The sequence below is a fragment of the Micromonospora sp. DT81.3 genome, assembly GCF_049847225.1.
Lineage (GTDB): Bacteria > Actinomycetota > Actinomycetes > Actinomycetales > Microbacteriaceae > Microbacterium.
In genome coordinates, this window is record NZ_JBNCNY010000002.1 from 142,782 (window position 1) to 166,995 (window position 24,214).

Consider the following 24,214-nt stretch of genomic DNA (forward strand, 5'->3'; position numbering starts at 1 on the left):
TCACTGGTGATTGATCTGCTGCTCGGCCGCGATCCTTGCCTGCTCTGCCGCATCGGCAGCCGTCTTGCAGGCAACCGTCGTCACGGATCCATCGGCCGCGACCGTCGCAACCTGCGCGGCATGGTAATCCGTCTCCCGGGGGTGCGCGGGGTAACCATCGGTCGAGTCGTAACGCGCGACGGCGAGACCCGCCGTCAGCAACGACAACCCGACATCCACACCCTGCGCCGTGTCGACGTGGCGCAGCATCCTGCCGTACCGGTCCTCGTCGTTCTGCCCCTCGGGCAGCTCCAGGATCGCGGGATCCGCCTTGCTCAGCAGGGATGAGACGAGCGCCGCGGCTTCCGCGTACCCGCACACGCCGCGCTCCGGCGCGTCGATCCCGATGATGCGCACCGTGCCGTCGCTGGTCTCGATCGTGTCACCGTCGACGACCCAGTCCACTGTGGCTGTCGAAATCAGGGTGGGAGCGGAGCCTGACGTTGGCTCAGGTGCACAGCCCACCACGAGACCAGCGACAGCGACACTCACGAGCGCCACCCGAACTTCGCGCATGGTGCTGAGCATAAGGCGTGCTGCATCCCGACCGCCGAACCGTCCCCAGCGCGACGACGCTCGCGCTGAGCCGTGACGGAGCTCTTGCGCCGATCGAATATTTGTTCGAAGCTAAGCGCATGACGGACCGCGAGTGGCACCCCGTCCTTGCGGCGCATGAAGGGCCGACAGGAACGTGGCGCATGATCGACCCGCAGGGACGGGTGTACGGCAGAGTGCAGATCCGGCGCCTCAACGGCGAGATCCGATACCGCGCCGAGCTGGGTGCCGAGCTCCTCGGATGGGCGAACTCTCTGAAGCTCGCGACGTACCGCCTGCACATGGCTCACCTTCGTCAAGCATCCGGGCGGGAAGGGCCGCCGAACGCGCCGCGCTGACCGCGAGCCGCTCCTGTGCCGAGGGCTCAGCCAGGGGACAACGCAACAACCCCGAAGACCAGCGGCGCGATGTCGATCCCGGCACTGTAACGAGAGCCGAGCCCGCGACTGAATCGGTCCTCCGTGGACCATGAATCCTCCGGCGGGCGGCGCCGCGGACGACGGATCCTGCCTCAGATCAGGATGCGCAGGGAGGATGCCGCGCTGGATGAGGACTTCACCGCGCCCGTGCCTCGAAAGGTCGCGACCACCACGTGCTTGCCGCGCGCGAGCTTCGGCAACTCAAGGGACGCCCGCCCCTTCGCGTCGACCGCCACGCTCCCGACCAGCTTCTCATCGACGAAGAAGTCGATCGTCCCCCCGGCCACAACACCTGCGGAACTCTTCACGAGGGCGGATGCGGTCAGCCGCTCCCGTGAGGTCCCGACCCGGCGCTCGAGTGCGAGGAAGGTGCTCGAGGGCGCGGCCGCTTCGAAGGTGACCGGCCCGCTCCACGCCGTCCGGTAGGCCCACGTTTCGGGCGCCTGTCTGCTGTAGCCCGATTCGCCCGCGAGAGTCGCAGCGGCGTCGGTGAAGCCCGCGGGGAGATCAGAAGGGATCTGCACCACCAGCCCGTCCGAACTGGTGGACGCCGGGAGATTGATCGGAGCGAACCGCCGGTCGCTCGAGGTGAGAACCGCCGAAGCGTAGCCGTCGAACTCCGGATCGGCATACTCCCACGGTCCTTCCAGCAGAACCGTCGCCCCGGGGGAGATCACATGCGGTGGGCCGGAATCGAAGGTCCTGGCTTCCACGACGAGGTACGGATCCTCACGGGCGAAAATATTCGTGGAACCCGGGCTGGTGCCGAGGAACCATCGCATGCGCCACTCCCCTTCGGCGCCCGCTGAGGTGCAGATCAGCTGCTCCGCGCCGGGGGAGAGCGCGCCGGCCGGGATGACCATCTGCGCCCCTGCGGGCGCGTCCCACTCCTCGGCGGTGAAGGTAGCGCTGACCAACGTGGCCGTGTTGTTGATGAGCGCGCATTCGGCCGTGGCTCCGGCAGCGGAGAGGCCGAAGATCGTCAGCGAGGTGGCGCCCGACGAGACGGCAGCGGACGGCAGCGACCAATCCTCGCTCGTCGTGCCGCCCGTCGTGGGGATGACGATCGTTGGTGGCTCGGCGGCATACGCGGACGAGGCAGAGGCGACGAGGGTGATCACCGCCGCCACCGCGATCGCTGCACGTGAGAACAAGCGGCGGGTGTGCGTCATCGGCGTCATAGCTCGTTCATATCGATGGGTGAGGCGCTGGTCAAGGCCCACGCCCTGCCGACCGGCACCGGGCGCAACCGCCCGCGCTCTCAAGTTCCCGGAGCACCTCGTGGAAACTCAGGTCGCAGTAGTCGTGCTCGCTGCGCCAGCGGATCTCCCGGGCCGGACGAGCTCGGCGATCGATGTATCGGGGGGGAGTGTCAACAGTCGGTATTCGGTGGGGTCGGCTGTGTCAGTGCGGTCGGGCCTTCGCTGCGATTTTCTCAGCGATCCCGCACAGTGAAGTAGCCTCGTTCGACCGGCGAGGAAGCGAAAGCAGTCGTGTTTGCGCAGTTGATCTGTTCAGACATCCGCACCAGGTGCGGATTCACGAAATCCATGCTCCCTTCGTCGACCACGTTGTCCCGAATGCCCATGATGACGTAATCGTAACCATCGCTTGATGCAGCGCTTGTCACAGGCCCCGATACAACCGCTTCATTGCCGACCACGTTGACGCAGTCGATTGTTCCAGCGACATCCTGATACAGGGGGTGATCCGGGATGTGGATCTTGTATCGACCGTGGGCGTCTGTCGTTGTTCCGTAGCCGACCACCCGGACATGGCCCGGCGAGCCACCGGCGAAGATCACTGTGCCAGATCCCGCCACAAAGTCCTCGGTCGCCGCTGTGGCCGGCGTCGCTGACCACACGATGATTCCGAGGGCGGACAGAGTGACGGCAATCACTTTTCGCATGGTGCCTCCACGTAGGGTCGATTGCTGATGGGGAGCGCACGCTCCCGTTCGGGATAGTACTCCGAGCCCTGTTTCGAGGCGTCAAGAACTCATGCCCTCGGGTGGCGAATTGCAGAGGGATCGTGTGTGGGCGGCAGAGGAAGGCTGCTTATGGAGCGTGGCTTATCAGGGCGATGGAGAAGGTCCTGCGGATGGGATGGGCGTGCATGTGACGCTATCGACGGGGCGTGCCGTAGAGGAGTATCGTCCGCACCAAGGGGGTGAGGCGTGAGTCGGCGCCCCGGGCGGCGCGTCGGGTTTCGAGCGCTGATCCAGGCATCGCCATAGCGCGACGGCACGCACCCATGAGCACGGTCCACACGACGCATTCGGACTCGGATCGCTCGATCCGCCGCCCCATCCGCGGGCTCGCGGCATCCGTTCCACTTCTTGTTCTGCTGCTCGGCGCGTGCACGGCGCCCAACGACGATTCGGACGACACCGTGCCGACCCCCCAGCCGACAACGGCGTCGAGCTTCGAGTACGTCGACTGTCCGTCGCCCAACATAGAGGGTGTCCAGGGTCTCGACTTTGCGCCCGAGGTGCGGTGCGGCTATCTCACGGTGCCCGAGAACAGGGGCGCCCCCGAGGGAAAGCAGATCCGAATCTTCGTGGCGCGTGCGTCCGCCACCTCAGACGACCCCAAGCCCGACCCGCTCGTGATGCTCGCCGGAGGGCCGGGCGGTGCGGGTTCGTTCGAGATCACAGGCAAGATGGCCGCGGGACTCAACGCCGAGCGCGAGGTGATCTTCGTCGATCAGCGCGGAACCCACCTTGCCGATCCGCTACTCAAGTGCCCCGAAGCTGAACAGGCCGACAATGATGCGATCAGCATCCCATTCCTTTCGGCAGATGCGACTCAGGCCCAGGTCGCGGCTAACGAGGTGTGCATACGCCGCGTACGGGACGAGGGCTTCGACCCGGCGGCATACAACACCGCCGAGAATGCGGCCGATTTCGCCGACCTGCGCGTTGCGCTAGGCATCGACGAATGGAACGTCTACGGCGTCTCCTACGGATCGCGGCTCGCGTTGTCGTACTTGCGCGATCACCCCGAAGGCATCCGCAGCGTTGTGCTCGATTCCGTGTCGCCCCCGAACGTGAATATTGCCGAAGACTGGTGGTCCGCCCCCGCGAGCTCGTTCCGCGCGATATTCGAGGCATGCGCAGCCCAGCTGTCGTGCGCTACGACGTATCCCAACCTCGAGGCCGACTTCTTCGCAACGGTGGACCGGCTGGCCGCGACGCCCGAGGTGGTGGAGACGACGGATTCCGCGGGGCGGCCGATCATCGTCAACATCGACGCCTTTCCGTTCCTGTACGCCATCATCATGGCAAGCGAGCGAGGCGATGCGTCGGGGGTGCCCAAGATGATCGATGACATGGCGAATGGCGATACGGCGTCCACGGTCGAAGCGGTGCTGGCGCTTCAGACACCCGACTTCTTCCTCGGCCTGGGTGGCTGGGGTCTGGCATTGACCATTTTCTGCGGCGAGAGTGCGAACATCACGACCGAATCGGCATACCTTGCGCGGTCGAGGGATGTGCTCCCTGAGTTCCCCGAAGAGGTATTCGCCGTACAGCCCAAGCAAGGACGCCTGTTCCAGCAATGCCCTGTCTGGGACGTGCCCGACCGGCCAGACCTCAGCGATCCCGCCGTTAGCGATGTCGATGTGCTTCTCATGGTGGGCGAGTTCGACGCGGCAACCGCACCCGCGTGGGTCGAAGCGGTGACGCCGCACCTGTCGAATGCGCAGGTCGTGGAGTTCCCCTTCACCGGGCACGATGTGCTTGACAAATCGCAATGTGCGAAGGACGTCATGTTCGCGTTCCTCGACGATCCCTCGGCTCCCGTCGACGGGTCGTGCGCGGCGGAGATCGAGCTGGTCTTCACAACGGAGTGATGTGTGGGGAATCACCCTGACGAGTGCGCGAAGTGGACGCACCTACCCTGGGGATGTGTCCGCACTTGCCGAGTGATCGCTTGTTGTCATACTGGCGCGGGCGATCTTGAGCCACCTCGTTTCGGGGTGGTCCACGCCAGCGGTCGCGCCGGCCTTGACGGCGACGAGTGGATCGGGTCGAGCCGTTGTTCTGGGACGCAGGTGCTGTCAGGATGCACACACATCGAGCGGCGGAGGTTCCATGTTCTCACTCGGGCAAACATGGCGCGGGAAGTCGTTATTCGCGCTCCTCCTCGCGCTCGCGCTGCCGGCGGCGGTCGCGTCGCCGCTGGCTGCAGTGGCTTCGCCTGCAGAGCCGGACACGGTTTCAGCGGCCTCCCCTGCGGAGCGGGACACGGCTCTCGAGTTTTCACTGGGCACGCCGCTTGGGGGCGGAGAGCGACGGTCCTTCGGCGATCTGTCGACTCGCCGGATCCTGTTCGGCGCAGACACGACCCGGCTCGTCTTCGCGACGGATCTGGTTGCTATCGGCCCTGTACACTGCGCCGTCTATTCCAGCGCGGGAACAATCGCCCAGCGTTCCTGGTCGCCGGAGGAGTGGGATGCGGCGGCGGACCGCGTGCTCGACGTCCCCGCCGGCTCGACCGGCCCGGGCAAGTTCCCAGAAGCGACCTGCGCCACGGGCGTCCACCCGGTGGAGAACACTGACCGTTGGAACCTCATCGGCGTCGCGGCCGCCGGCCCCACGGTGATCCTCACCGCCGACGTCAGTCTGTTGGACTTCTCCTGGAGCAGCGCCGCCTACGAGAACCGCACCCGGCCCAACGCCTACCCTGGGCAGCGAATCCTCGTGACCGGTCCACCCGGAACATGGACCGGGACCGGGACGATGGACCCCGACAACGCGAGGTATGGCGCGCAGTTGGCGCTCTCCGGGCATCCGGATAAGTACGACGTCGACATGCCGGTCGAGGTTTCTCCTGACGGGGCGACGGTCTCGGTCACCCTTCCGAACGAACTTCCAGCGGAGTACTTCGGGGATAGCCCAGCCGGGCTCGCTATCTTCTTCGAGAATCTCGTTCAGAACACCCCGGAGTCACCCGGCAGGTCGGAAAGCGTCGACTGGTACGCGATCCTCGACATCGCCGATCAACGAGTGAGCACAACGTTGACTATGAATCGAACCGTCACCCTCCCGCGGCTGCCTATCCGGGCGACGGCGGTGGTGGATACCGCGTCCACCGGTGGCACGGTCACCTTCACCGTCGACGACAAGACGGTCAAGGCCGTCAGGTTCTCGACGGCGACGAACGGCACTGTCACGACAACGCTTCCCAGCCTCCCCCGCGGTACGCACGTCGTGCGCGCGGTCTATTCAGGTGCCGGAGCAGTCGGCGGATCGGAGAGCCTTCCCGTCACGCTCCGCATCCTTGGCTGATCCGACACATCCGATCAACGCGGGCCAGCTTGACCCCGTCGTCAAGACACTCCAACGCCGCCCGTCCGTCCCGCGGCGTGCTATCGAAAGTTTGATGGTCTGTCCCGCTTGGGCCGCCGGTCTGCCTCGCACGTGGATTTCACACTCGGTGATCTTCCCGACGATCAGTGTGAGGACGACGGGCGGCGGGAAGACGACGGCGGCAGGAAAGGACGCGTGGGCGCCGCGATTGTGTGCTCTAGCGCTTCGGACCACCGCGCTTCACCGGCTACCGAAGCCCCACAGCCAGCGCTCCTTCATGACGATGACAGCGACCGCCGAAGCGATCACGAAGAGGTTGAACACGGCCGGACAAAGGAACATTCAGGCAGGCCGAGCACTTTTGAGACGCGATGCACAAAGTCCTTGCGGCGCTGTAGCAACCGGCTGTATGGTTCTCCCGAACTGGATGCAACGCGCCTCTACTCGCGTCCCTCCTCGCTACCCGAAAGCGCTGAGAGAGGCTTTTGTCGTGCCTGTGACGCTCCGCCAGCGAGAGATCGATCGACCTGAGGAGCATCCGATGACTGTTTCTGCGTCCATCACACCGCGTCGCCGGCGACTGCTGGTGACACTCGTAGCAGCGGTCGCCGTGATGCTTCCGCTCGCGGTCGCCTCGCCGCCGGTTCACGCCTCGCCCGCGAGCGCCGCTGTCGCGCCGCCCCAAGGCGACTGGGCGTCGCTCGAGGCGACTGCAAAGAAGCAGGGCGAGGTGCCGGTGATCGTGACGCTGAACACCTCCACCACGATCAAAGCGCCCGATCGCCTGGACAAGCCGGGGCTCGAATCCCAGATAGCCGCGATTGCCCGCGCTAATGCCCGGCTGCTGGCGCTATTGGGGCCGGTCAACGCGCTCAAGACGATGATGGAGTTCCCGTTGGTGGCGTTCCACGCGACTTCCGCGGACCTGGCGCGCTTGCAGCGCTCTCCGCTTGTCGTCGATGTCACCGAGGATCTCGAGAGGGCGCTGGATGTCAGCGAGCGCACCGCGACCGAATCGAAGTCGATCGAGGGTGTCGCGGGACCCCAGGCGACCTCGAACAGCGGCCAGTACACGCAGCTCACGAACTGGTGGGATTACTACCGGATCGGTGTCGACAAAGCCGCCGCTGCCGGCTATAGGGGCACGGGCCAGACGGTGGCGATCATCGATTCCGGCGTCGACCGGACGCACAACTGGATCACCAACGTAGTGAATGAGGCCTGCTTCGCCTCTGCCACTGTCGGCTCCTCCGCCGGCTACTGCCCCAACGGCGCATGGAAGCAACTCGGCTTCAATGCCGCGCGGCCGTGCTTGCAGGCCGGGTGCGCGCATGGCACCCACGTCGCACACACCGCCGCCGGGACCAATGGCGTCGCCCCCGCCGCGAAGATCATGGCGATCCAGGTCTTCCACCCCGGAGCGACGGGAATCACCTACTGGGACAGTGACCTCATCTGGGCGATGAAGCATGTGTACGACGTGCGTTCCTATTACAAGATCGCAGCGGTCAATCTCAGCCTCGGCTACTCCCTCAAGTTCGTCGGCTACTGCGACAACTACTACTCGACCACCTCCGATATAGGCAAACTGACCGGCTGGATCAACCTCCTCAAAAGCGTGGGAATCGCGTCGGTGATCGCCAGCGGCAATAGCGGTTTCCGTGGAGGGGTGTCGCATCCGGCCTGCCTGTCGAACGCCGTCACTGTCGGCAACACCACCCTCGTCGGCACGGCGACTGACGCCGTGTTCACGTCATCGAACTCGGGACCGCAGATCGACCTCCTCGCGCCCGGTACCGACATCTGTTCCGCGGTCCCCGGCAACCGGTACGAATGCGCGTGGATCGGAACATCGATGGCAGCTCCTCACGTAGCCGGCGCCTACGCCGTGCTGAGACAGAAGAGGCCCACGGCAACCGTGGACCAGATCCTGCTCGCTCTACAGCGGTCGGGAGTCGCGGTCGCCGATGGGCAGGGCATCACGAGGACGAGAATCAATGTCTACACGGGTCTGCAATACCTGAACTGACAGAGTTTCATGGAGTGCTCGCTGAAGTAGCGGCGGCCGGCGCCGTCCCGCTTGCCGCGTTGCTCGATCGGACGTGCCTCCAGCCTTACGCGGCGCGGCGGGGTTGGGGCGTGCGCGGACAACATCGGTGCGGCGCTGATTCCGTGGTTCGGCGAGACGCCTTGTCGCGCATCCCGCCGAGCGAGACACTTAGTCCACGCTGACCCAGGAACGGTCACCTACCGGGAGCGAACAATGACGGTTCGACGCAATTGGCGATTGAGTACGGTGGTTCTGACGGCACTGGTTGGGATGCTGTTGTTGCCGCTCCCGGCCACGGCGATGTCCGTGTCTCCCGCCCGGACACAAGCAACAGGCCTGCGGGATCTGGGCACCCTCGGTGGCCTGAATAGCCAGGGCGAGGACATCAACGCTCGGGGTCAGGTCACCGGGGTGGCGGACACCGCCGGCGGGTCACCCCACGCCTTCATGTGGACAGCGTCGGGGAATATGCAGGATCTGGGCACCCTCGGAGGCGCCGACAGCCGTGGTGTCGCCATCAACGAGTTGGGTCAGGTCATCGGCGAATCCAGTACAGGCGTGAACGGCGAGAGACATGGGTTCGTGTGGACGGCGTCGGGAGGTATGCAGGACCTGGGCACGCTCGGCGGTTGTTGTTCCGTCCCGGTGGCGATCAGCGAGCGCGGGCAGGTGACCGGGTACTCGAACCTGCCGAATGATGTGGGTATTCACGCGTTTCTGTGGACGCCTGCAGGCGGCATTCGTGATCTCGGTACCCTCGGCGGGCCGATCAGTGCTGCCACCGGAATCAACCTGCTCGGACAGGTCGTCGGCGTTTCGAGTACGGCAGAGGGAAGCACTCATGCGTTTCGGTGGACCGCGTCGGGCGGCATGCAGGACCTGGGCACGCTGGGCGGGGCCAACAGCTTCGCTCCACGGATCAACGAGTTAGGTCAGATAGTGGGGTCCTCAGAAACGGCCGACGGCTCACATCATGCGTTTCGGTGGACCCCGTCAGGTGGTATGCGGGATCTCGGCCCCTTCGTCCCCGCTGCTATCAACGCTCTCGGCCAAATCGCGGGCACAGCGATCGCTGCGAACGGCGCACAACACGCGTTCCGGTGGACGGCGTCTGGCGGTTGGCAGGACCTGGGCACCCTCGGCGGTGAGAACAGCGCAGCGACGGGAATCAACGACCTCGGTCAAGTGATCGGGCAAGCTCAGACCTCGAGCGGATCGCGGCATGCGTTTCGGTGGGCGCCGAGCAGCGGGATGAGGGACTTGGACCCACTCTTCACCAGAAGCAGCGGTGCATCTGCAATCAACATACGAGGTCAGGTCACCGGGCAGTTCTCCGCCACGGCTTGGCCCAACCCGCATGCATTCTTCTGGAGTCCATAGCAAGGCGGTCGCCGTGACACACGAGTCAGCGTCGTGGTCACTCGTTGATCGGCGATGTCGAGCATCCGACCCAGCTGACCCATCCGTCCCGCCCGGTGACTCGGGCGTGGTCTGAGCGACGTTGTCGTCGTAGATCCAGAGCGCGGCCGGACTGTCCCCGAAGCACTCCGCTGGAAGTTCGAAGTAGCCGGCGCCGCTCGAGACGAATGTCAGCAGGCTGTCGTCGGCGGTGAGATGATTCTGCACTTGCGTCCGGGGTAGCGCGCGCCGGACATATCACCCTACGCGGTGAGCATGCATCGTGAACCGTATCGGCCCGATCCGGCAATACTTAACATGAGGGCAGACAGCGAAATCATCGGACGGTCGATCGATATCCCGTCCGCAGCCGTGGCAATCACCGACCGGCACGCGGTTCGCACCGCGTCCGCCCTTGCAGGCGTGGCGCTTGTCGTCGCGGCGCTCACCGGGTGCGCGACGCCCCGCGAGGCATCCGACAGCGCCTCGCCAACGACATCGAGCCCTCCCCCGTCGAGCACGGCCCTCTCCTCGTCGGCCTCCCTTGCTGGAGCTGCGGGCACCGCGCTGGTGCTCCCCGAAGCGTGCGAGGACATCTACTCCGACGCGATGTTCGCCCATCTGACGGCCACGGCGCCTCCACTCAACGATCCCGGGCACACCACGCCGTCCACCGAGCTTGCGGTCGGCCGGGAGGTGCTCGATACGGCCCCGACCCTGCGCTGCACGTGGGGTGGGCCCTCCGAGTACGGACTCTCCACCAACGTCACCATCGTGGATGCCGGTCAATCGGCATCCATCGAGCAGGCCGCCGTCGAGTCCGGGATGACGTGCACGCCGCACGACGGCGGCACGATCTGCCGCACCCGGGAGGACCTCTTCGTCGACGGGGAGCTCTACGCCACCGTCGGAGAGACGCACTACTTCCGAGACAACGGCTGGATCGCCACGCACTGGACCAACTTCGCACCAGAGGGCTACACGGAAGACATCGTCGCCACGTTGTGGCCCTCACTCCCGCCGACGGGGTGAACAACCCACAGATGCACTCGCCCGCGACCTCGCCCCGTTGAAGCGCGAACTGGCGCCCGGAGTGCGAGAACCACCCGCGCCCGCCCCGGCGTCCGAGCCCCCGCGGGGGCCCGCCGACATTCTCAGTCCGCTGGAACCCCATCGTTGCGGCTCGAGAGGTCCACGGGCCGGGAGCGCACGCCGACGGACGCATCAGAAAATGTGAACCTCAGATGAGGCGCGGAACAATGCCCGGCGACGCTGTAGCTCACGGTAGACGGTGGCTCGGTCTGGCAGCACTCACCCTGTCGTGAAAGAAGGGCACGCTGAGCCTTCGAGAGCTTCGGATGCTTCCCCTTGAGTCTCCCTTCGGGCGGGCGACCGCCATCCCTTCGCGGATGCGCATGCTGATCAGATCACGCTCAAACTCAGCCACCAAGCCGAGAACGTTGAACAGCAGCCGCCCGATCGGATCGGTCGGGTCGTACCGGCTTCCGCCGAGACTCAGCGCGACGCCGTTGACACCCTCGCATAACCCACCTGTGTCTCATTCATCCGCACAGGATTCAGCGGCGCACTCGATAGCGCAGGTGAAGCACCCGGTTGCCCTGAACAACAACGTCTGGGTTTTCCAGCAGGTGCTGCGAGTCGACGGAGCCGAAGTAGCGCTTGCCGGACCCGAGGACGACCGGGGCGAGGTCCATGCGCACTTCGTCGACCAAACCTGCGGCGAGCACCTGGCCGCCGACGTCGCCGGCAGCGACCTCGACAGTGCGGTCACCCGCGAGCTCGTGCGCCTTGGCCACGGCCGCCTCGATGCCGTGGATGAAGTAGAACGGCGCGTCGGGGTCCCAGCCCTGGGGCGCCGGCCGGTGTGTCACGACGACCACGTGGTCGATCCCGCTCGGAGGCTTCCCATCCCAGCCGTCCGTGATGTCGAAGCTGTGGCGGCCGGCGATTGTCACCGCGATCGCGTCCCAGTACGGCCGGACGTGGTCGTAGGACGCTTGCGACACGTTCAGCACGCCGCTGTCGTCCAACGGCACGTCGCCGCTGACCAACCATTCGAACAGTGGACCGGGATCGTCGTTCTCGGCCGCAATGAAGCCATCGACCGAGACCGACGCATTCATGACCACTTTTCCCATGGGTTCCTCCTCTGTTCGAAGTCCCAGTCTCGTGTGTCGTGAGTTGGCGCCCTTGTAAGGAATCAATCGGCGGGCAACGGCCACCCATCCAGCGCGTGGTCGGGATGCTCGCGTTGGAAGCGTTGCCGGACTTCGACATACCGGGTCGGCGTGAGCCCCGTGAACTCATGGAACTCGTGGACGAAGTGGGCCTGGTCGAAGTAGCCTGCGCGCGCGGCAACGTCGCCCCAGTCGATCGGTGCGGTCACGTCGATCGCCAACACGGTCATGGTGAACCGGTAGCTGCGCGCCAGCCGCTTCGGCGTGACGCCGATGACCTCCTTGAACCGCTTCGCCACGTACGTGCTGCTGGCGCGGGCTGCCACGCCCAGGTCGCTGATCGGCACCGCTCCGCCGGTCTCCGCGATGGCGCTGCTCAGGTGGCGGACGATGTCCAGGCCGTCGACCGCACGCAGCCGTCGCACCAGCTCCTCCTCCAGCAACACCAGCATTTCGTGGGCTGTGTCCGCCGAGGCCAGTCGGTGTCGCAACTCAGCGGTAGCGGGCTGGCCCCAGACCTGCTCCACCGTCGCCGGTCGATCGCACAACTCCGCCGCGGGCATCGGAAGAAACGGTGCCAGCCCCCACGGCCTGAAGTGGACGCCCACGGACCGCGTCGGGGTCGGGTAGCCGAACTCCCACGCCCGGGTGGGCGTGGTGACCGCGCAGCCGTCGGTGTATTCCGCGGCCCCTACGTCCGTGCCGACGCGGATCAGAAACGGCGCCCCGAGGTTGACGATGAGCAAAGGCGCGGGCGCCGCCGGCAGAATGAACCGGGAGTACGGCGGGGCGCCCTCCAGGTAGTAGCGGTCGTCGATCAGCCCGGCGAGCGGCGGACCGGGCACTCTGGACACATACTCCACGCTGACATCATCCCGGAAGCCCATCTGCATCGCGCGCCGCCTCACGGGCTCGGCTCGGAGCATACCGCTCCGACCCGATCGCACGGACCCGCTCTAGCCTCTCCGCAGACTCGCCGTGGTGGCTGAATGTCCGGGGGCCTCGTTAGCGTCACTTCCGTGGGAGTATTCGATGCGCGCGCCGGTCTGGATCCGGCACAGCTTGAGGCCGTTGAGCACGCCGATGGGCCGCTTGTGGTCGCGGCGGGGGCCGGCACCGGGAAGACGCGCGTACTCACCGCACGTGTCGCGCGGCTGTTGGAAGCGGGCGTCGTACCGGAACGGATCCTGCTGCTGACATTCACCCGGCGCGCAGCGTCCGCGATGCTCTCTCGCGCTGCGGTGATGTGCGGCGACGCGCAGGCTGCGCAGCGCATCGCCGGCGGCACGTTCCATGCGGTCGCGCACCGCATCGTCGCCGAGCACGCACAGCATCTGGGGCTGGAGGACGTGACGGTCATCGATCCCGACGACGTCATCGACCTGATCGACCTGCTGCGCGCGGAGCACGGGCTCGACGGCACCGAGGTACGGCTGCCCACGACGCGCGCCATCGCCGACATCGCCTCTCGCGCGATCAACACCGCAACCCCGGCCCGTGCCGTCATCGAAGAGCAGTTTCCCTGGGCGCTCGAGCAGGCCGACGCGATCGCCGGCCTGTTGCGGCATTACCGCGACCGCAAGCGCGAACGCGGCCTGCTGGACCTGGATGATCTGCTCATCGCCTGGCGGGCGCTGGTCAGTGATCCCGACGTCGGGGCGCGCCTGCGGGCGCGCTGGGACTGGGTGCTCGTCGACGAGTACCAGGACGTCAATCAGCTTCAGGTCGACATCGTGCGTGGGCTCAGTCCCGACGGCCGCGGGCTCACGGTCGTCGGCGACGACGCACAGGCGATCTACGCGTTCCGAGGGGCGAGCGCCGGGCACCTGCTCGAGCTCATCGAGGCGTACCCCGACGCCACGCTGGTGCGCTTGGAACGCAACTTCCGTTCCACGCAGCCGATCCTCGACCTCGCGAACCAGGTGCGCCCGGGCGAACTGAGGTTGCGGCTCGTCGCCGACCGTCCGCAGCCGGGCGCCCGGCCGACGCTGGTTACCTGCCGCAATGCCGACGACGAGGCCCGCACGATCGCCGACCGCATCCTCGCCGCGCACGTCGATGGCACGCCACTGCGTTCGCAGGCCGTGCTGATGCGCACCGGATCCCACAGCGCGCAACTCGAGGTCGAGCTCAAGGTGCGGGCGATCCCGTTCCACAAGTTCGGCGGGATCGGCTACCTGGAGACCTCGCACGTGCGCGACCTGCTGGCGAGCTTCCGAGTGGTGCTCAATCCGGCGGACGAGGTCTCCTGGTACCGCCTGCTGACCCGGCACCGCGCGATCGGCAAAGCGAGCGCGCGCGGACTCGCCGGCATACTCGCGGACGGGGGCGTCGATCGCACGGCCGACGCTGTCGCGGCGGCACCGGCGAAGGCGCGCACCGGGCTGGCGTCAACCCTGTCGCTACTCGGCGCCGTCGACTCCACAACCGCCGTGCCGAAGCTGGTCGAAGCGTGCCGAGGGGCGGTGGATCCTCTGCTTCGCGGGCACTACCCGGATTGGCACCGGCGGGTGACCGAAGTCGACGGCATCGCCCAGGCCGCCGCTCAGCACAGCGATCTCCGCACATTCGTGAGCGAGCAGGCGATCGACCCGGTGAACGTCGCCGGCGACTGGGCGAAGCAGCCACATCTCGACGAGGACTGGCTGACCCTGTCCACGATCCACTCCGCGAAGGGCCTGGAATGGGACACTGTGCACCTCCTGCGCACGAACGACGGCGCGATGCCCTCCGACATGGCACTCACCTCGCCCGCGGGCCTTGCCGAGGAGGAGCGCCTCTTCTACGTCGCGCTCACCCGCGCACGCGACGCCCTCGACGTCTACGTGCCCTCGCAACTGCCCACGCATCCCACCGCGTTCCTGGCCAAGCACGTCGCGGCCAAGCCCAGCAGATTCCTGACCGAGTCCGCACGCGCTCTCATGGAGCCGGTCAGCACCGCCGCCGTCACACCCGGGGCTGTGATCAAGCGGGCCGCCGCTGCGCCTCGCGTGCGCACGGACGCGTTCGACGAACTATTCGCCTGATCGGCCATCGGCAGCGGATTCAGACCACGGCTACACGCTCAGATGTGACGGGCTTTTTTTATGATCACGTCGATGCCTCTCCGTTCTGAACAGATTCTGCTCATCGCGGGCGGCGATGAAGATCGCACCGAGATCGCTGCTACGCGCGCCGAAGCGCACGAGCCTGCGACCAAGCTCTTCACGCGACGGCGCGGCGGCGCATGATCGAGCCCGCCGCGACCGTCGCCGCCAGCACGGCGGCGACGAACACGAGCAGCACCGCCACCGGAGGCGCGAACGCGAGCGCGATCCCGACCGCCAGGACCGGGATGACCGGCCCGGCGTAGGCGATGAGGAACAGCAGCGCCAGCGTCTCGCCGGCGTGTCCCGGCTCGGCGATCGCGACCGCGGTGCCGATCGCACCGCGGAAGAGCACGCCGACCCCCAGCCCCGCGACGACGCCGCCGCTCAGGAACAGGACGATCTGCGGCAGCAGGGCACCTACGGCCACGAGCGTCAGGCCTGCCGCGCACGCGATGATCCCGATCGTCAGCTGCCTGCGCAGCGGCGCGCCGGCGAGCGCGAGTTGGCCGGCCGCCGCGGAGGCGAAGATCGCGAAGACCGCCACTCCCGCGAGCAGGTGATCTCGATCCCCGAACGTGCCGGCCAGGAACGTCGGGATGAGCGAGCTGAAGAGGCCGAACACCGCGAATCCGGCGAAGGCCCCGAACGCCGCGACGAGGAAGATGGAGCGGTGGGCACGCGGAACCGAGAGCCTCTGAGGCCGGTAGCGGTGCGAAGCACTCCGGCCGGCGACCGTCTCGGGCACCGTGAGCAGCGCCATTCCGGCGGCCGTGAGCAGCACGAGGAAGACCACGTGGGGCAGCACGAGCGGATCGGGCAGGAACTCGGCGCAGAGTCCGCCGATGAGCGGACCCAGCGCGAGGCCGCCGAGGTTGGCCGCACCGGCGACCGATGTGGCCACGACCGGGTTCTCCGCGGGCCGGGCGATGGCCCGCAGTTCTCCGAGGTGCGCGGTCGCCGTCGCCGACAGGATGCCGATGCTCACGCCGTTCACCAGCCGTGCACCGATCAGTCCGAGCGATTCCGGCCAGAGCAGGAACATCACCGCGGACGCGATGGAGATCAGCACGGCGACCATCAGCATCCGCCGGCGGCCCAGCCAGTCACTCACGTGTCCGGCGAGGTACAGGCTGAGCATGACGCCGACCGCGTAGGACGAGTAGATGACGGTGACCAGGCTCACCGGAAAGCCGTCGCGCTGCTCGTACAGCGGATACAGCGGCGTCGGCACGGTCGAGTAAGCCATCGCCGTGAGGAAGACCGCCGCGACGATCCAGAACCCCGTGCCGTGGCTCGCGCCGCCCACCGTCAGCCGAGCCATCGGCGGCTCGATGCAGCGCAGGCGAAGGGGTGCACGCCGTAAGCGTAGCCACCGCCGCCCAGGGCCGCACGGTCGGACCTACAGGCCGACCATCTCGCCGCGAAGCCGCCGATCGCCAGGCGAGGCGCGCTCATCGGCTTATCGCCGGTCCACCGGCGACGGGAGCGTGTCGCGTTGCTGCTCGATCCACGCGCGCACGTCGGAGCTACGCGGCCAGATCGTTGACCTCCGGGAGCGGCTCCAACCCCAGGGTTCCCTGCCGCGGTGCATTCGACGTCCATGCCGAAAAGGGCGGCACTCCCCGAAGCAACCCTGCCGGACGGGCAGTCATCGTTTCTCGGGCGCGTTACGGCGCAGCAGTCGGGACACGATCACGACAAGGGCGTACATCGCGGTGAGCGGAAGTAGCGCGCTCGACACCGCGAGGGAAGCCAGTTTCAGCGCCTTTCCGACGAGCGCCCCGGTGACGGCGGCAAACGCACCCTCCGTGATCACGGCGAAGGCCAGGAAGATGTTCTCGACGTAGTCGAACATCACCGGTAGCAGGCAAAGGAGCGCGATCCATTCCGGGACACTCCAGGATGTCGCGCGATTGGAGCGTCGGATCAGCCAGAGCGTGGTGGCGGAAAGCAAGAGACCTGCCGCCGGGGGGAAGACGTAGTCGATCGCTGCGAACAACTCGTAGGCCTCGACGGCGGGTTCTGAGTATGAGCGGATCTGTTCGACCATGCTCTCCGGTGTGATGACGCTCTGGGTGTCAAGCGTCGAGAAACCCCAGATGCCTGCGAACACCGCGTCGGCGCGGAAGAGAGCCCACTGGCTCAGAGCCACGGTGTCGTCAGTGCCACAGCTCAGGACATCGCGAAGAAGGTGTCGTTCAGCGTTCCCGGCGGGACCAGTTCTCGGCGCGTCCTTCTGACTGATCTGGCAGACGCCGACTGGTCGCTCGAGCGACGTCGCGCAGACGGAGAATGGGATCGGGTGAGTCTGACAAGCGGTAGAACGGTGTCGTCAGAGTTGGAAGCCGGCAACTACCGGTTACGACCTCAGTAGTTCCGCGGAGGGCCGGGTAGGTTTCGGTGAGGTGGTCATATCTCACCAACTGAGAAGTCCGGGAACCCGCAGGTTCCCGGGACTTTCCAGGAAGTGATGACCTCGGCCTTACGTAGCCTGACGCGGCTGCACCCCGTTCTCGATCGTCGAACGCGTCTGAGCGGGACCAACCGCAGTGAGGTCTGACGGGCCCGCGCCGCCCCGAGCACCGGATCGCCGAGTGACTCGAAGGACGAGCTTTGAGGCTTCAGCCGGCGCGAGCGCGAATCGGGTCCAGCACAGCCTCCGCCGCCCATGCGGCGGCGTCGGCGATGTCGCTGCGGCTCATCCCGAACTCGCGACGGAACGTGACCCACGTCGCAGCGGAGTCGAGGTGCGCCAAGCTTGCCACGATCGCCGCGCGCTCGGCGTCTCCCAGTGAAGGAATCTCGGCGTCGATCATCTGCTCGAGCATCGCCCGGCGCGGGCTGGGCGCCGCACCGCTGATTCCCCGCATGGTCGTCTCGGCCACGACGTGCGCCAGTTCCGGGCGCTGGTCGTAGGACTCCATCGCCGCTCTGATGGCGAGGGGCATGTCGAAGATGCTCGAGCAGTCCTGCCGAGCGAAGGCGGTGCTGTCGATCCATGCGGCCGTCGCGAGCAGCAGGTCGTTCCTCGTCGCATAGTTGCGGAAGACGGTGCGCTCGCCGACGCCGGCGCGTCTCGCGATGAGCCGGAACGACACGTCGTCGGTGCCCAGCTCTTCGATGAGCGCGGCGTAGGCGACAAGGATCGCCTCCTGCGTGCGACTCACCTCGCTCGAGGTTCGCCCACCGGGTTCGGCGATCGGGGACATCGTCATCGGGGCGTACGTCGCGGCGCGCCATCCACCTCGGTGCCGGTGAAGACGATGATGTCTTTCAGGACCTCTGCGGCCGCCCGGTCGAACGCGTCCGCGATGGCCGGGGCGCTCATTTCGAAGCCCGTCCGCATGCGAGCCCAGAACTGCGCCGAGGCGAAGTAGCGCAGGCTCGCCGCCACGCGACGCAGGTCCCGCTCGTTCACAGAAGGATGATTGGTGGCGAGCATGGCCACCAGGGCGCGGGTGAAGAAGGTGGGCTCCGGCTCGCCGGTCGGCGAGATGGATGCCGCGCGCGCACACACGAAGGCGAATGCCGGCGCCGCGTCGAAGGCCCGGAACCGGGCGCGCGACGCCTCCATGAACTCCGGGACAGTGACGAACGGCGGCATCGGGAACTCGGTCGACTCGATCCAGCCCGCGACGCCCTCCAGAAGATGAGATCTCGTCGGGAAGTGACGGTAGACCGTCCTCTCCGAGACGCCGACCGCGTCACCGAGGGTGCGATAGGAGATGTCATCCAGCGGGTTCTCGCGAAGGGCCGCGACGGCGTGCACGAGGATCGCGGTCGGAGTGTCCACCGCCTCCGGCATCATCCGCCCCTTCCCCTCTGCCATCTGCTCTCTTCGGCCGTCCGCGGTGACGAATGGGCTTGTCGCGCCGACGACTCGGCCGGCAGCACGTAACGATCCGAGTCGTCCAGGGTCAGTGCGAGCGACGACACGAACTGCGTCTCCCCGTGCGCCCCTCGCTCCGCGGATGCCAGCATATCCGGGCGCTCGAAGATGTAGCCGGTGACATGGCAGCGCAGCCGCTCACCCGACGGGTTGCCGTCGGCATCGAACATGGGCGACGCGATGCCGTCCGACTGGCGTCGCAGGTAGTACCTCCCCCGCGTGACAAGCGCCATGAACGGGGTCGTGACCACCGCCACCCCGATCGCGATGAGCACCGAGAACGGGCGCACCCCCTCGCCGAGGAGGCCCCCGAACGCCGCGAGTGACAGGAGCGACGCCAGGGCGACCGACACGAGGCCGACCGGGTTCCAGTCGCGCAGCATCCCCCGGCGGAACTCCGGGAAGATCGGCGAGATGCCCAGCACGTGCTTGTTGATCGCGATGTCGGCGGCGATCGTGACCAGCCAGGCCATCACCACATTCGCGTACAGGCTGAGCACGAAGCTGATGAGGCTGAAGACATCCATCCACATCAGGGCGAGCGCGATCGCGAGGTTGAAGAGGATGAAGATCGTTCTGCCCGGGTAGGTCTTCGTGAGACGCGTGTAGACGTTCGACCACGCCAGCGACCCCGAGTAGGCGTTCGTCACATTGATCTTGATCTGCGCGACCACGACGAGGACGAGCGCCAATCCCACCGCCAGCCACTCGGGCATCAGGGACTCGTACAGGGCGATGAATTGGCGCACCGGCTCCGCGGCCCGCTGGCCCAGTTCGGGGTCGACCCGGGTGAGGAGGTAGACCGCGAGGAAGACCCCGATGACCTGCTTGATGCCGCTGAAGAGCACCCAGCCGGGTCCCGCGAAGAGCAGCGAGGCCCACCACGACAGCCGATTAGCCCGCGTGCGGGGCGGCATCGCCCGGATCACGTCGATCTGCTCGGCCAGCTGCGGGGTCAGTGCGAAGCAGACGGCGGCACTCGCGACGATCGCCCCGAAGCTGACGATCCCATCGGACTCGCCGGGGAACGCGACGAACGCGCTCACCGCGCCAGGGTCGGAGACGATCACCCACAGCAGCGGCAGCAGCGCGAGCGCGAGCCACAGCGGCGTGGTCCAGAACTGCAGGCGCTCGAGCGCGCGCATCCCATAGATCACGATGGGGATCACCACCACGGTGGAGATGAAGTAGCCGATCGGGAGCGGGACGGCGACCGCGACGTGCAGCCCCTGCGCCATGATCGCCCCCTCGAGGGCGAAGAAGATGCACGTGAACACCGCGAAGATCACGGTCGTGATCGATGAGCCGTAGTAGCCGAAGCCCGACCCGCGCGCGATCAGATCGAGGTCCAGGTTGAAGCGGGCGGCGTAGTAGGCGATCGGCAGGCCGACGACGAAGATCACGATCGACGCGAACAGGATGCCGAGGACGGCGTTGTGCGTGCCGTGCTCGATCCCGACGCTGGCCCCGATCGAGAAGTCCGCGAGGAAGGCGATCGAGCCGAGCGCCGTCACCCCGATCGAGCCGGCGCTCCACCGTCGGAAGGACCGCGGGACATAGCGGAAGGCGTAGTCCTCGAGGCTGTCCTCGGCGGCTGCCCGCGCGTTGTCTGCCCTGCTCACCCTGAACTGCACATCGCGTCGCACTCCCTGCGCCTCGCACGTGGGGCTCATTGTGCCCGTCGCGTGTTACAGCCGCATTGCGCGCCGTCAGCGCTAGATCGTCATGGCGGCCCGCACGCCCTCCGCGGCGAATGCCCCTCCCTCGCCGGCGCGCGATGCGAATCCGCTCGCCAGCACGAGGTACTTGTCCGCGGCCTCCAGCGCGAAGCCGATGTGCTGCTCGACGAGCAGGACGGAGAGTCCGTCGCGCGCGAGCTGCATGATGGTGTGCTCTATCTCGGCGACGATCGTCGGCTGGATGCCCTCCGTCGGCTCATCGAGGATGAGCAGCTTCGGTTCCGTGATGAGCGCCCGGGCGATGGCGAGCTGCTGGCGCTGACCGCCGGAGAGCAGGCCGGCTTTGCGGCCGGCGAACTTCTCCAGCGCGGGGAACCGGGCGAGCTGCTGCTCGATGAGCGCCTTCCCCCGCTTTCGGCCGTCGGCCACGAGCTGCAGGTTCTCCATCGTCGACAGCTGCGGGAACGACTGCTGGCCCTGGGGCACGTAGGCCATCCCGCGCGCGACCCGCTTGTTGGGAGGCAGGGTCGTGACGTCGGCGCCGTCGAAGATCACCTGCCCGCTGCGCGGCTTGATGAGCCCGATGGCGACCCGCAGCAGAGTCGACTTGCCCGCGCCGTTGTGACCCAGCACCGCGACCACTCCATCGGAGGTGGGAAGCGTCACGCCGTGCAGCACGAGCGTGCGCCCGTAGCCGGCCTGGATTTCGTTCATCTCGAGCATCTCAGGCTCCCTCGCCGTGTGCAGCGGCATTCGTCGCGGTGGTCGCCGCCTCGATCGTGGGGTCGGCCACTACGAGCATCGCCGCCGTGGTTGTGGCGCCCGCCGTGCCGAGATAGACCTCCTGCACCTTGGGGTCGGCCTGCACCTGCGCCACGGTGCCCTCGGAGAGCAGCTTCCCCTGGTGCAGCACCGTGACCCGGGAGGCGTACCGGCGCATGAAGTCCATGTCGTGTTCGACGACGAGCACGGTGCGGCGCTGCGCGATGCGCTGCAGCAACTCGCCCGTGGCGGTGCGCTCGTCCTGGCTCATCCCCGCGACGGGCTCGTCGAGCAGCAGCGCCCTCGGCTCCTGGACCAGCATCATCCCGATTTCCAGCCACTGCTTCTGACCGTGGGACAGGATGCCGGCGGGCGTCTCACGCTCGCCGCTGAGTCCGGTCTCCTCGAGCGCCACCTCGATCCGCGGATCGACGCCGCGCCGGGCGCGCAGCAGGGAGAGCGATGAGCGATGCAGCCCGGCCGCGATGTCGAGGTTCTGCAGCACCGAGAGCTGCTCGAACACGCTCGCCGTCTGGAAGGTGCGACCGACCCCGAGCCGGACGATCTTCTGCGTCGACCTGCCCAGCAGCTCGTGGTCGCCGAGCGTCACCGATCCGCTCCCCCTGGACAGGCCGGTGATGGCGTCGATGCAGGTCGTCTTTCCCGCGCCGTTCGGGCCGATGAGGAATCGGACCTCACCGGGGTGGGCATCGAAGGAGACACCGTCGACAGCGACGAAGCCGTCGAACTCGACGCGCAGGTCCCTGACGACGAGCGAGCCGTCCGCGGCGGTCACTTCTTCACCTCGTCGAGCACCCGCGCCGGGGCCGGGGCAACCGGTGGCTCCGGGGTGGCGCGCGAACGCCACAAGACGCCCTTCGCCCGGCCGAACAGGGACGACAGCCCCATGGGGAGGAACAGCGTCACCAGGATGAAGACCAGCCCGAGGATGTAGATCCAGCCATCCGGCCAGCTGGAACCGAGGCTCGACTGCCCCCAACCGATCGCCATCGCGCCGAGCGCGGGGCCGAACAGCGAGGCGCGGCCCCCGAGGGCGACACCGGCGATCATCAGAATGGAGGCGGACGCGCCGATCTCGGCCGGCGTGATGATCCCGACGATGGGTACGAACATCGCCCCCGCGATGCTGGCCATGAGGGCGGCGACCACGTACGCGACGAGCTTGATGTTCGCGGGGTCGTAGCCGAGGAACCGCACGCGCTCCTCGGCGTCGCGCGTCGCGATCAGGAGTTCGCCGAAGCGGCTGCGGTTGAGCTGCCACACCGCCAGCAGGCAGAGGATGAGCAGCGCGGCGGCGATCATGAACACCATGAGCTTGTTCGCGTCGTCGTCGAGGACGTAGCCGAAGAAGTACTTGAAGTCGCTGAGTCCCGTATCACCACCGGTCTCGCGGATCGTCGAGCTGATCAGCACGGCCAGGGCGACGGCGAGCGCCTGGGACAGGATGGCGAAGTACGCCCCCTTGATCCGGCGCTTGAACAGCGCGTAGCCGAGGACCGACGCGACGATCACGGGGAGCAGCACGATGGCCAGCAGCGTGAACAGATCGCTGCGGAACGGCTCCCAGAACGCCGGGAGCGACGCGGACGGGTCATACAGGATCATGAACACCGGGAGGCTGTCCGGCCCCGAGGTCTCCAGCGTGAGGTGCATCGCCATGGCGTAGGCGCCGAGCCCGAAGAAGACCCCCTGGCCGAGCACCAGCATTCCGCCGCGGCCCCAGGCCAGGCCGATCCCGACCGCCGCGATCGCCCAGCAGCAGTACTTGCCGAGGTTGTTGATCCAGTGCATCGAGAGCACGGCCGGCGCGACGATCAGCAGCAGCACGGCGAACACCCCGATGCCGATCAGTGGAAGCCAGGGCTTCAGTTTCGTCATGTCAACCCCCGGGTGCGGACCGTGAACAGGCCCTGTGGTCGGAATTGCAGGAAGACGACCAGGAGCACGAAGGCGAGCACCTGGGCCATGCTCCCCGTGGTCCAGTCGGCGAAGTAGGACAGCGCGATCCCCAGGGCCCACGCGGCGATGACCGTGCCCTTGATCTGGCCGACACCGCCGGCCACGACGACCAGGAAGGCCGGGATGATGTACTGCGTGCCCATCTGAGAGTTCGTGCCGCCGATCAGGGAGGCGGCGACTCCTGCGACGCCGGCCAGGCCGGATCCGACGAAGAAGGTGATGCGGTCCACATTGCGCGTGCGGACGCCGCTGGTCTCGGCGAGATCCCGGTTCTGCACCGTCGCCCTGATTCGGCGTCCGAAGGACGAGTACTTGAGCCACGCCGCGAGGGCCGCCAGGCACAGGGCCGCGAGCACGATCGTGAAGACCTGGCGCAGCGGCCACGCGTACCCGAGCACGTCCACCTGACCGTCGAGCCAGCCCGGAGCCTCCACGGGGACTCCCTGTGCGGGAAAGATCTGCAGCGCGATCTGCTGCAGGATCAACGCCACCCCGACGGTGACCAGGAGGGTGTCCAGGGGCCGTCGGTACATCCACTGGATGATTCCGATCTCCAGGAGCAGCCCCAGGAGTCCCGCGCCGACGAAGGCAAGGGGCAGGGCCAGCAGGATCGATATGTTGCTGGAGCTCACAAACAGCTGCGTCACGTAGGCGATGAAGGCGCCGGCCATGATGAATTCGCCGTGCGCCATGTTGATCACCCCCATCTGGCCGAAGGTGAGCGTGAGCCCCAGCGCCGCGAGCAGCAGCAGAGCACCCAGCGCGGTGCCGTTCAGGAGCGGCGGTATGAGTGCGTCCACGGGCTGTCGCTTTCTCTCGTGGGGATGGTGGGGCGGGTGCTCAGG

At 67.0% G+C, this 24,214-nt stretch carries 22 protein-coding genes; 7 read left to right on the top strand and 15 right to left on the bottom strand.

The genetic code is table 11. The annotated features are described in order from the left end of the window. Entirely contained in the window at positions 1-444 is a 444-nt protein-coding gene (locus tag ACPW96_RS04900) for a thermonuclease family protein (RefSeq protein WP_425882226.1), read from the bottom strand. Positions 445-674: 230 nt separating this feature from the next. Here ACPW96_RS04900 and ACPW96_RS04905 point away from each other — a divergent pair, with 230 nt between their 5' ends. Further along, positions 675-932, top strand: a complete 258-nt coding sequence (locus ACPW96_RS04905; protein WP_425817781.1) for a hypothetical protein — start codon at positions 675-677, stop codon at positions 930-932. A gap of 173 nt (positions 933-1,105) precedes the next feature. On the opposite strand, the gene ACPW96_RS04910 is transcribed toward ACPW96_RS04905, so the two are convergent. Beyond that, a complete protein-coding gene (locus tag ACPW96_RS04910) occupies positions 1,106-2,194 on the bottom strand; it encodes an Ig-like domain-containing protein (protein WP_425882227.1) in 1,089 nt (362 codons plus the stop codon). A gap of 254 nt (positions 2,195-2,448) precedes the next feature. Continuing rightward, positions 2,449-2,922, bottom strand: a complete 474-nt coding sequence (locus ACPW96_RS04915) for a hypothetical protein (protein WP_425882228.1) — start codon at positions 2,920-2,922, stop codon at positions 2,449-2,451. Between the two features lie 701 nt (positions 2,923-3,623). On the opposite strand from ACPW96_RS04915, the gene ACPW96_RS04920 reads away from it, so the two are divergent. The 5 genes from ACPW96_RS04920 (at position 3,624) to ACPW96_RS04940 (ending at position 10,804) form a co-directional block, all read left to right on the top strand. Next, the gene (locus tag ACPW96_RS04920; protein ID WP_425882229.1) at positions 3,624-4,865 is read left to right on the top strand and encodes an alpha/beta fold hydrolase; all 1,242 of its coding nucleotides are present in this window, start codon (positions 3,624-3,626) and stop codon (positions 4,863-4,865) included. 241 nt (positions 4,866-5,106) lie between these two features. Further along, positions 5,107-6,303 carry an Ig-like domain-containing protein gene (locus ACPW96_RS04925; protein ID WP_425882230.1) on the top strand — a complete coding sequence of 399 codons (1,197 nt, stop codon included), beginning with the start codon at positions 5,107-5,109 and terminating at the stop codon, positions 6,301-6,303. A gap of 634 nt (positions 6,304-6,937) precedes the next feature. Continuing rightward, positions 6,938-8,353, top strand: a complete 1,416-nt coding sequence (locus tag ACPW96_RS04930) for a S8 family peptidase (protein WP_425818607.1) — start codon at positions 6,938-6,940, stop codon at positions 8,351-8,353. 234 nt (positions 8,354-8,587) lie between these two features. Next, positions 8,588-9,754: a hypothetical protein gene (locus tag ACPW96_RS04935; RefSeq protein WP_425882231.1), complete on the top strand. Its 1,167-nt coding sequence runs from the start codon at positions 8,588-8,590 to the stop codon at positions 9,752-9,754. Between the two features lie 336 nt (positions 9,755-10,090). Further along, positions 10,091-10,804 (top strand): hypothetical protein, encoded by a 714-nt coding sequence (locus tag ACPW96_RS04940; protein WP_425882232.1) that lies wholly within the window; start codon positions 10,091-10,093, stop codon positions 10,802-10,804. 247 nt (positions 10,805-11,051) lie between these two features. Here the strand turns inward: ACPW96_RS04940 and ACPW96_RS04945 are convergent, their stop codons facing one another. From ACPW96_RS04945 to ACPW96_RS04955, 3 genes are all read right to left on the bottom strand, one after another. Next, positions 11,052-11,291 carry a recombinase family protein gene (locus ACPW96_RS04945; protein WP_425882588.1) on the bottom strand — a complete coding sequence of 80 codons (240 nt, stop codon included), beginning with the start codon at positions 11,289-11,291 and terminating at the stop codon, positions 11,052-11,054. Between the two features lie 58 nt (positions 11,292-11,349). After that, positions 11,350-11,931 carry a dihydrofolate reductase family protein gene (locus ACPW96_RS04950; RefSeq protein ID WP_425882233.1) on the bottom strand — a complete coding sequence of 194 codons (582 nt, stop codon included), beginning with the start codon at positions 11,929-11,931 and terminating at the stop codon, positions 11,350-11,352. 62 nt (positions 11,932-11,993) lie between these two features. Then, a complete protein-coding gene (locus ACPW96_RS04955) occupies positions 11,994-12,863 on the bottom strand; it encodes a helix-turn-helix domain-containing protein (RefSeq protein WP_425882234.1) in 870 nt (289 codons plus the stop codon). 126 nt (positions 12,864-12,989) lie between these two features. On the opposite strand from ACPW96_RS04955, the gene ACPW96_RS04960 reads away from it, so the two are divergent. Next, positions 12,990-14,996 (top strand): ATP-dependent helicase, encoded by a 2,007-nt coding sequence (locus ACPW96_RS04960; RefSeq protein ID WP_425882235.1) that lies wholly within the window; start codon positions 12,990-12,992, stop codon positions 14,994-14,996. Positions 14,997-15,174: 178 nt separating this feature from the next. Here ACPW96_RS04960 and ACPW96_RS04965 read toward each other — a convergent pair whose 3' ends face one another. The 9 genes from ACPW96_RS04965 to urtB form a co-directional block, all read right to left on the bottom strand. Next, positions 15,175-16,380, bottom strand: coding sequence for an MFS transporter (locus tag ACPW96_RS04965; RefSeq protein WP_425882236.1), 1,206 nt, complete (start codon positions 16,378-16,380; stop codon positions 15,175-15,177). 327 nt (positions 16,381-16,707) lie between these two features. After that, a complete protein-coding gene (locus tag ACPW96_RS04970; RefSeq protein WP_425882237.1) occupies positions 16,708-17,211 on the bottom strand; it encodes a hypothetical protein in 504 nt (167 codons plus the stop codon). Positions 17,212-17,680: 469 nt separating this feature from the next. After that, positions 17,681-18,274, bottom strand: a complete 594-nt coding sequence (locus ACPW96_RS04975; protein ID WP_425817757.1) for a TetR/AcrR family transcriptional regulator — start codon at positions 18,272-18,274, stop codon at positions 17,681-17,683. After that, entirely contained in the window at positions 18,271-18,888 is a 618-nt protein-coding gene (locus ACPW96_RS04980; RefSeq protein WP_425882238.1) for a TetR/AcrR family transcriptional regulator, read from the bottom strand. The genes ACPW96_RS04975 and ACPW96_RS04980 overlap by 4 nt, the downstream gene beginning before the upstream one ends. Next, positions 18,864-20,570, bottom strand: a complete 1,707-nt coding sequence (locus tag ACPW96_RS04985) for a purine-cytosine permease family protein (RefSeq protein ID WP_425882239.1) — start codon at positions 20,568-20,570, stop codon at positions 18,864-18,866. The genes ACPW96_RS04980 and ACPW96_RS04985 overlap by 25 nt, the downstream gene beginning before the upstream one ends. Positions 20,571-20,663: 93 nt before the next feature. After that, on the bottom strand, positions 20,664-21,341 hold the full coding sequence (locus ACPW96_RS04990; protein ID WP_425817751.1) for an ATP-binding cassette domain-containing protein: 678 nt from the start codon (positions 21,339-21,341) through the stop codon (positions 20,664-20,666). Between the two features lie 10 nt (positions 21,342-21,351). After that, complete coding sequence (urtD, locus tag ACPW96_RS04995) at positions 21,352-22,185, bottom strand: urea ABC transporter ATP-binding protein UrtD (protein WP_425882240.1); 834 nt, start codon at positions 22,183-22,185, stop codon at positions 21,352-21,354. Further along, positions 22,182-23,288: an urea ABC transporter permease subunit UrtC gene (gene urtC, locus ACPW96_RS05000; RefSeq protein WP_425817747.1), complete on the bottom strand. Its 1,107-nt coding sequence runs from the start codon at positions 23,286-23,288 to the stop codon at positions 22,182-22,184. The genes urtD and urtC overlap by 4 nt, the downstream gene beginning before the upstream one ends. After that, positions 23,285-24,169 (bottom strand): urea ABC transporter permease subunit UrtB, encoded by an 885-nt coding sequence (gene urtB, locus ACPW96_RS05005; RefSeq protein WP_425882241.1) that lies wholly within the window; start codon positions 24,167-24,169, stop codon positions 23,285-23,287. Before urtB ends, urtC begins: the two co-directional genes overlap by 4 nt. Positions 24,170-24,214 lie beyond the last annotated feature (45 nt).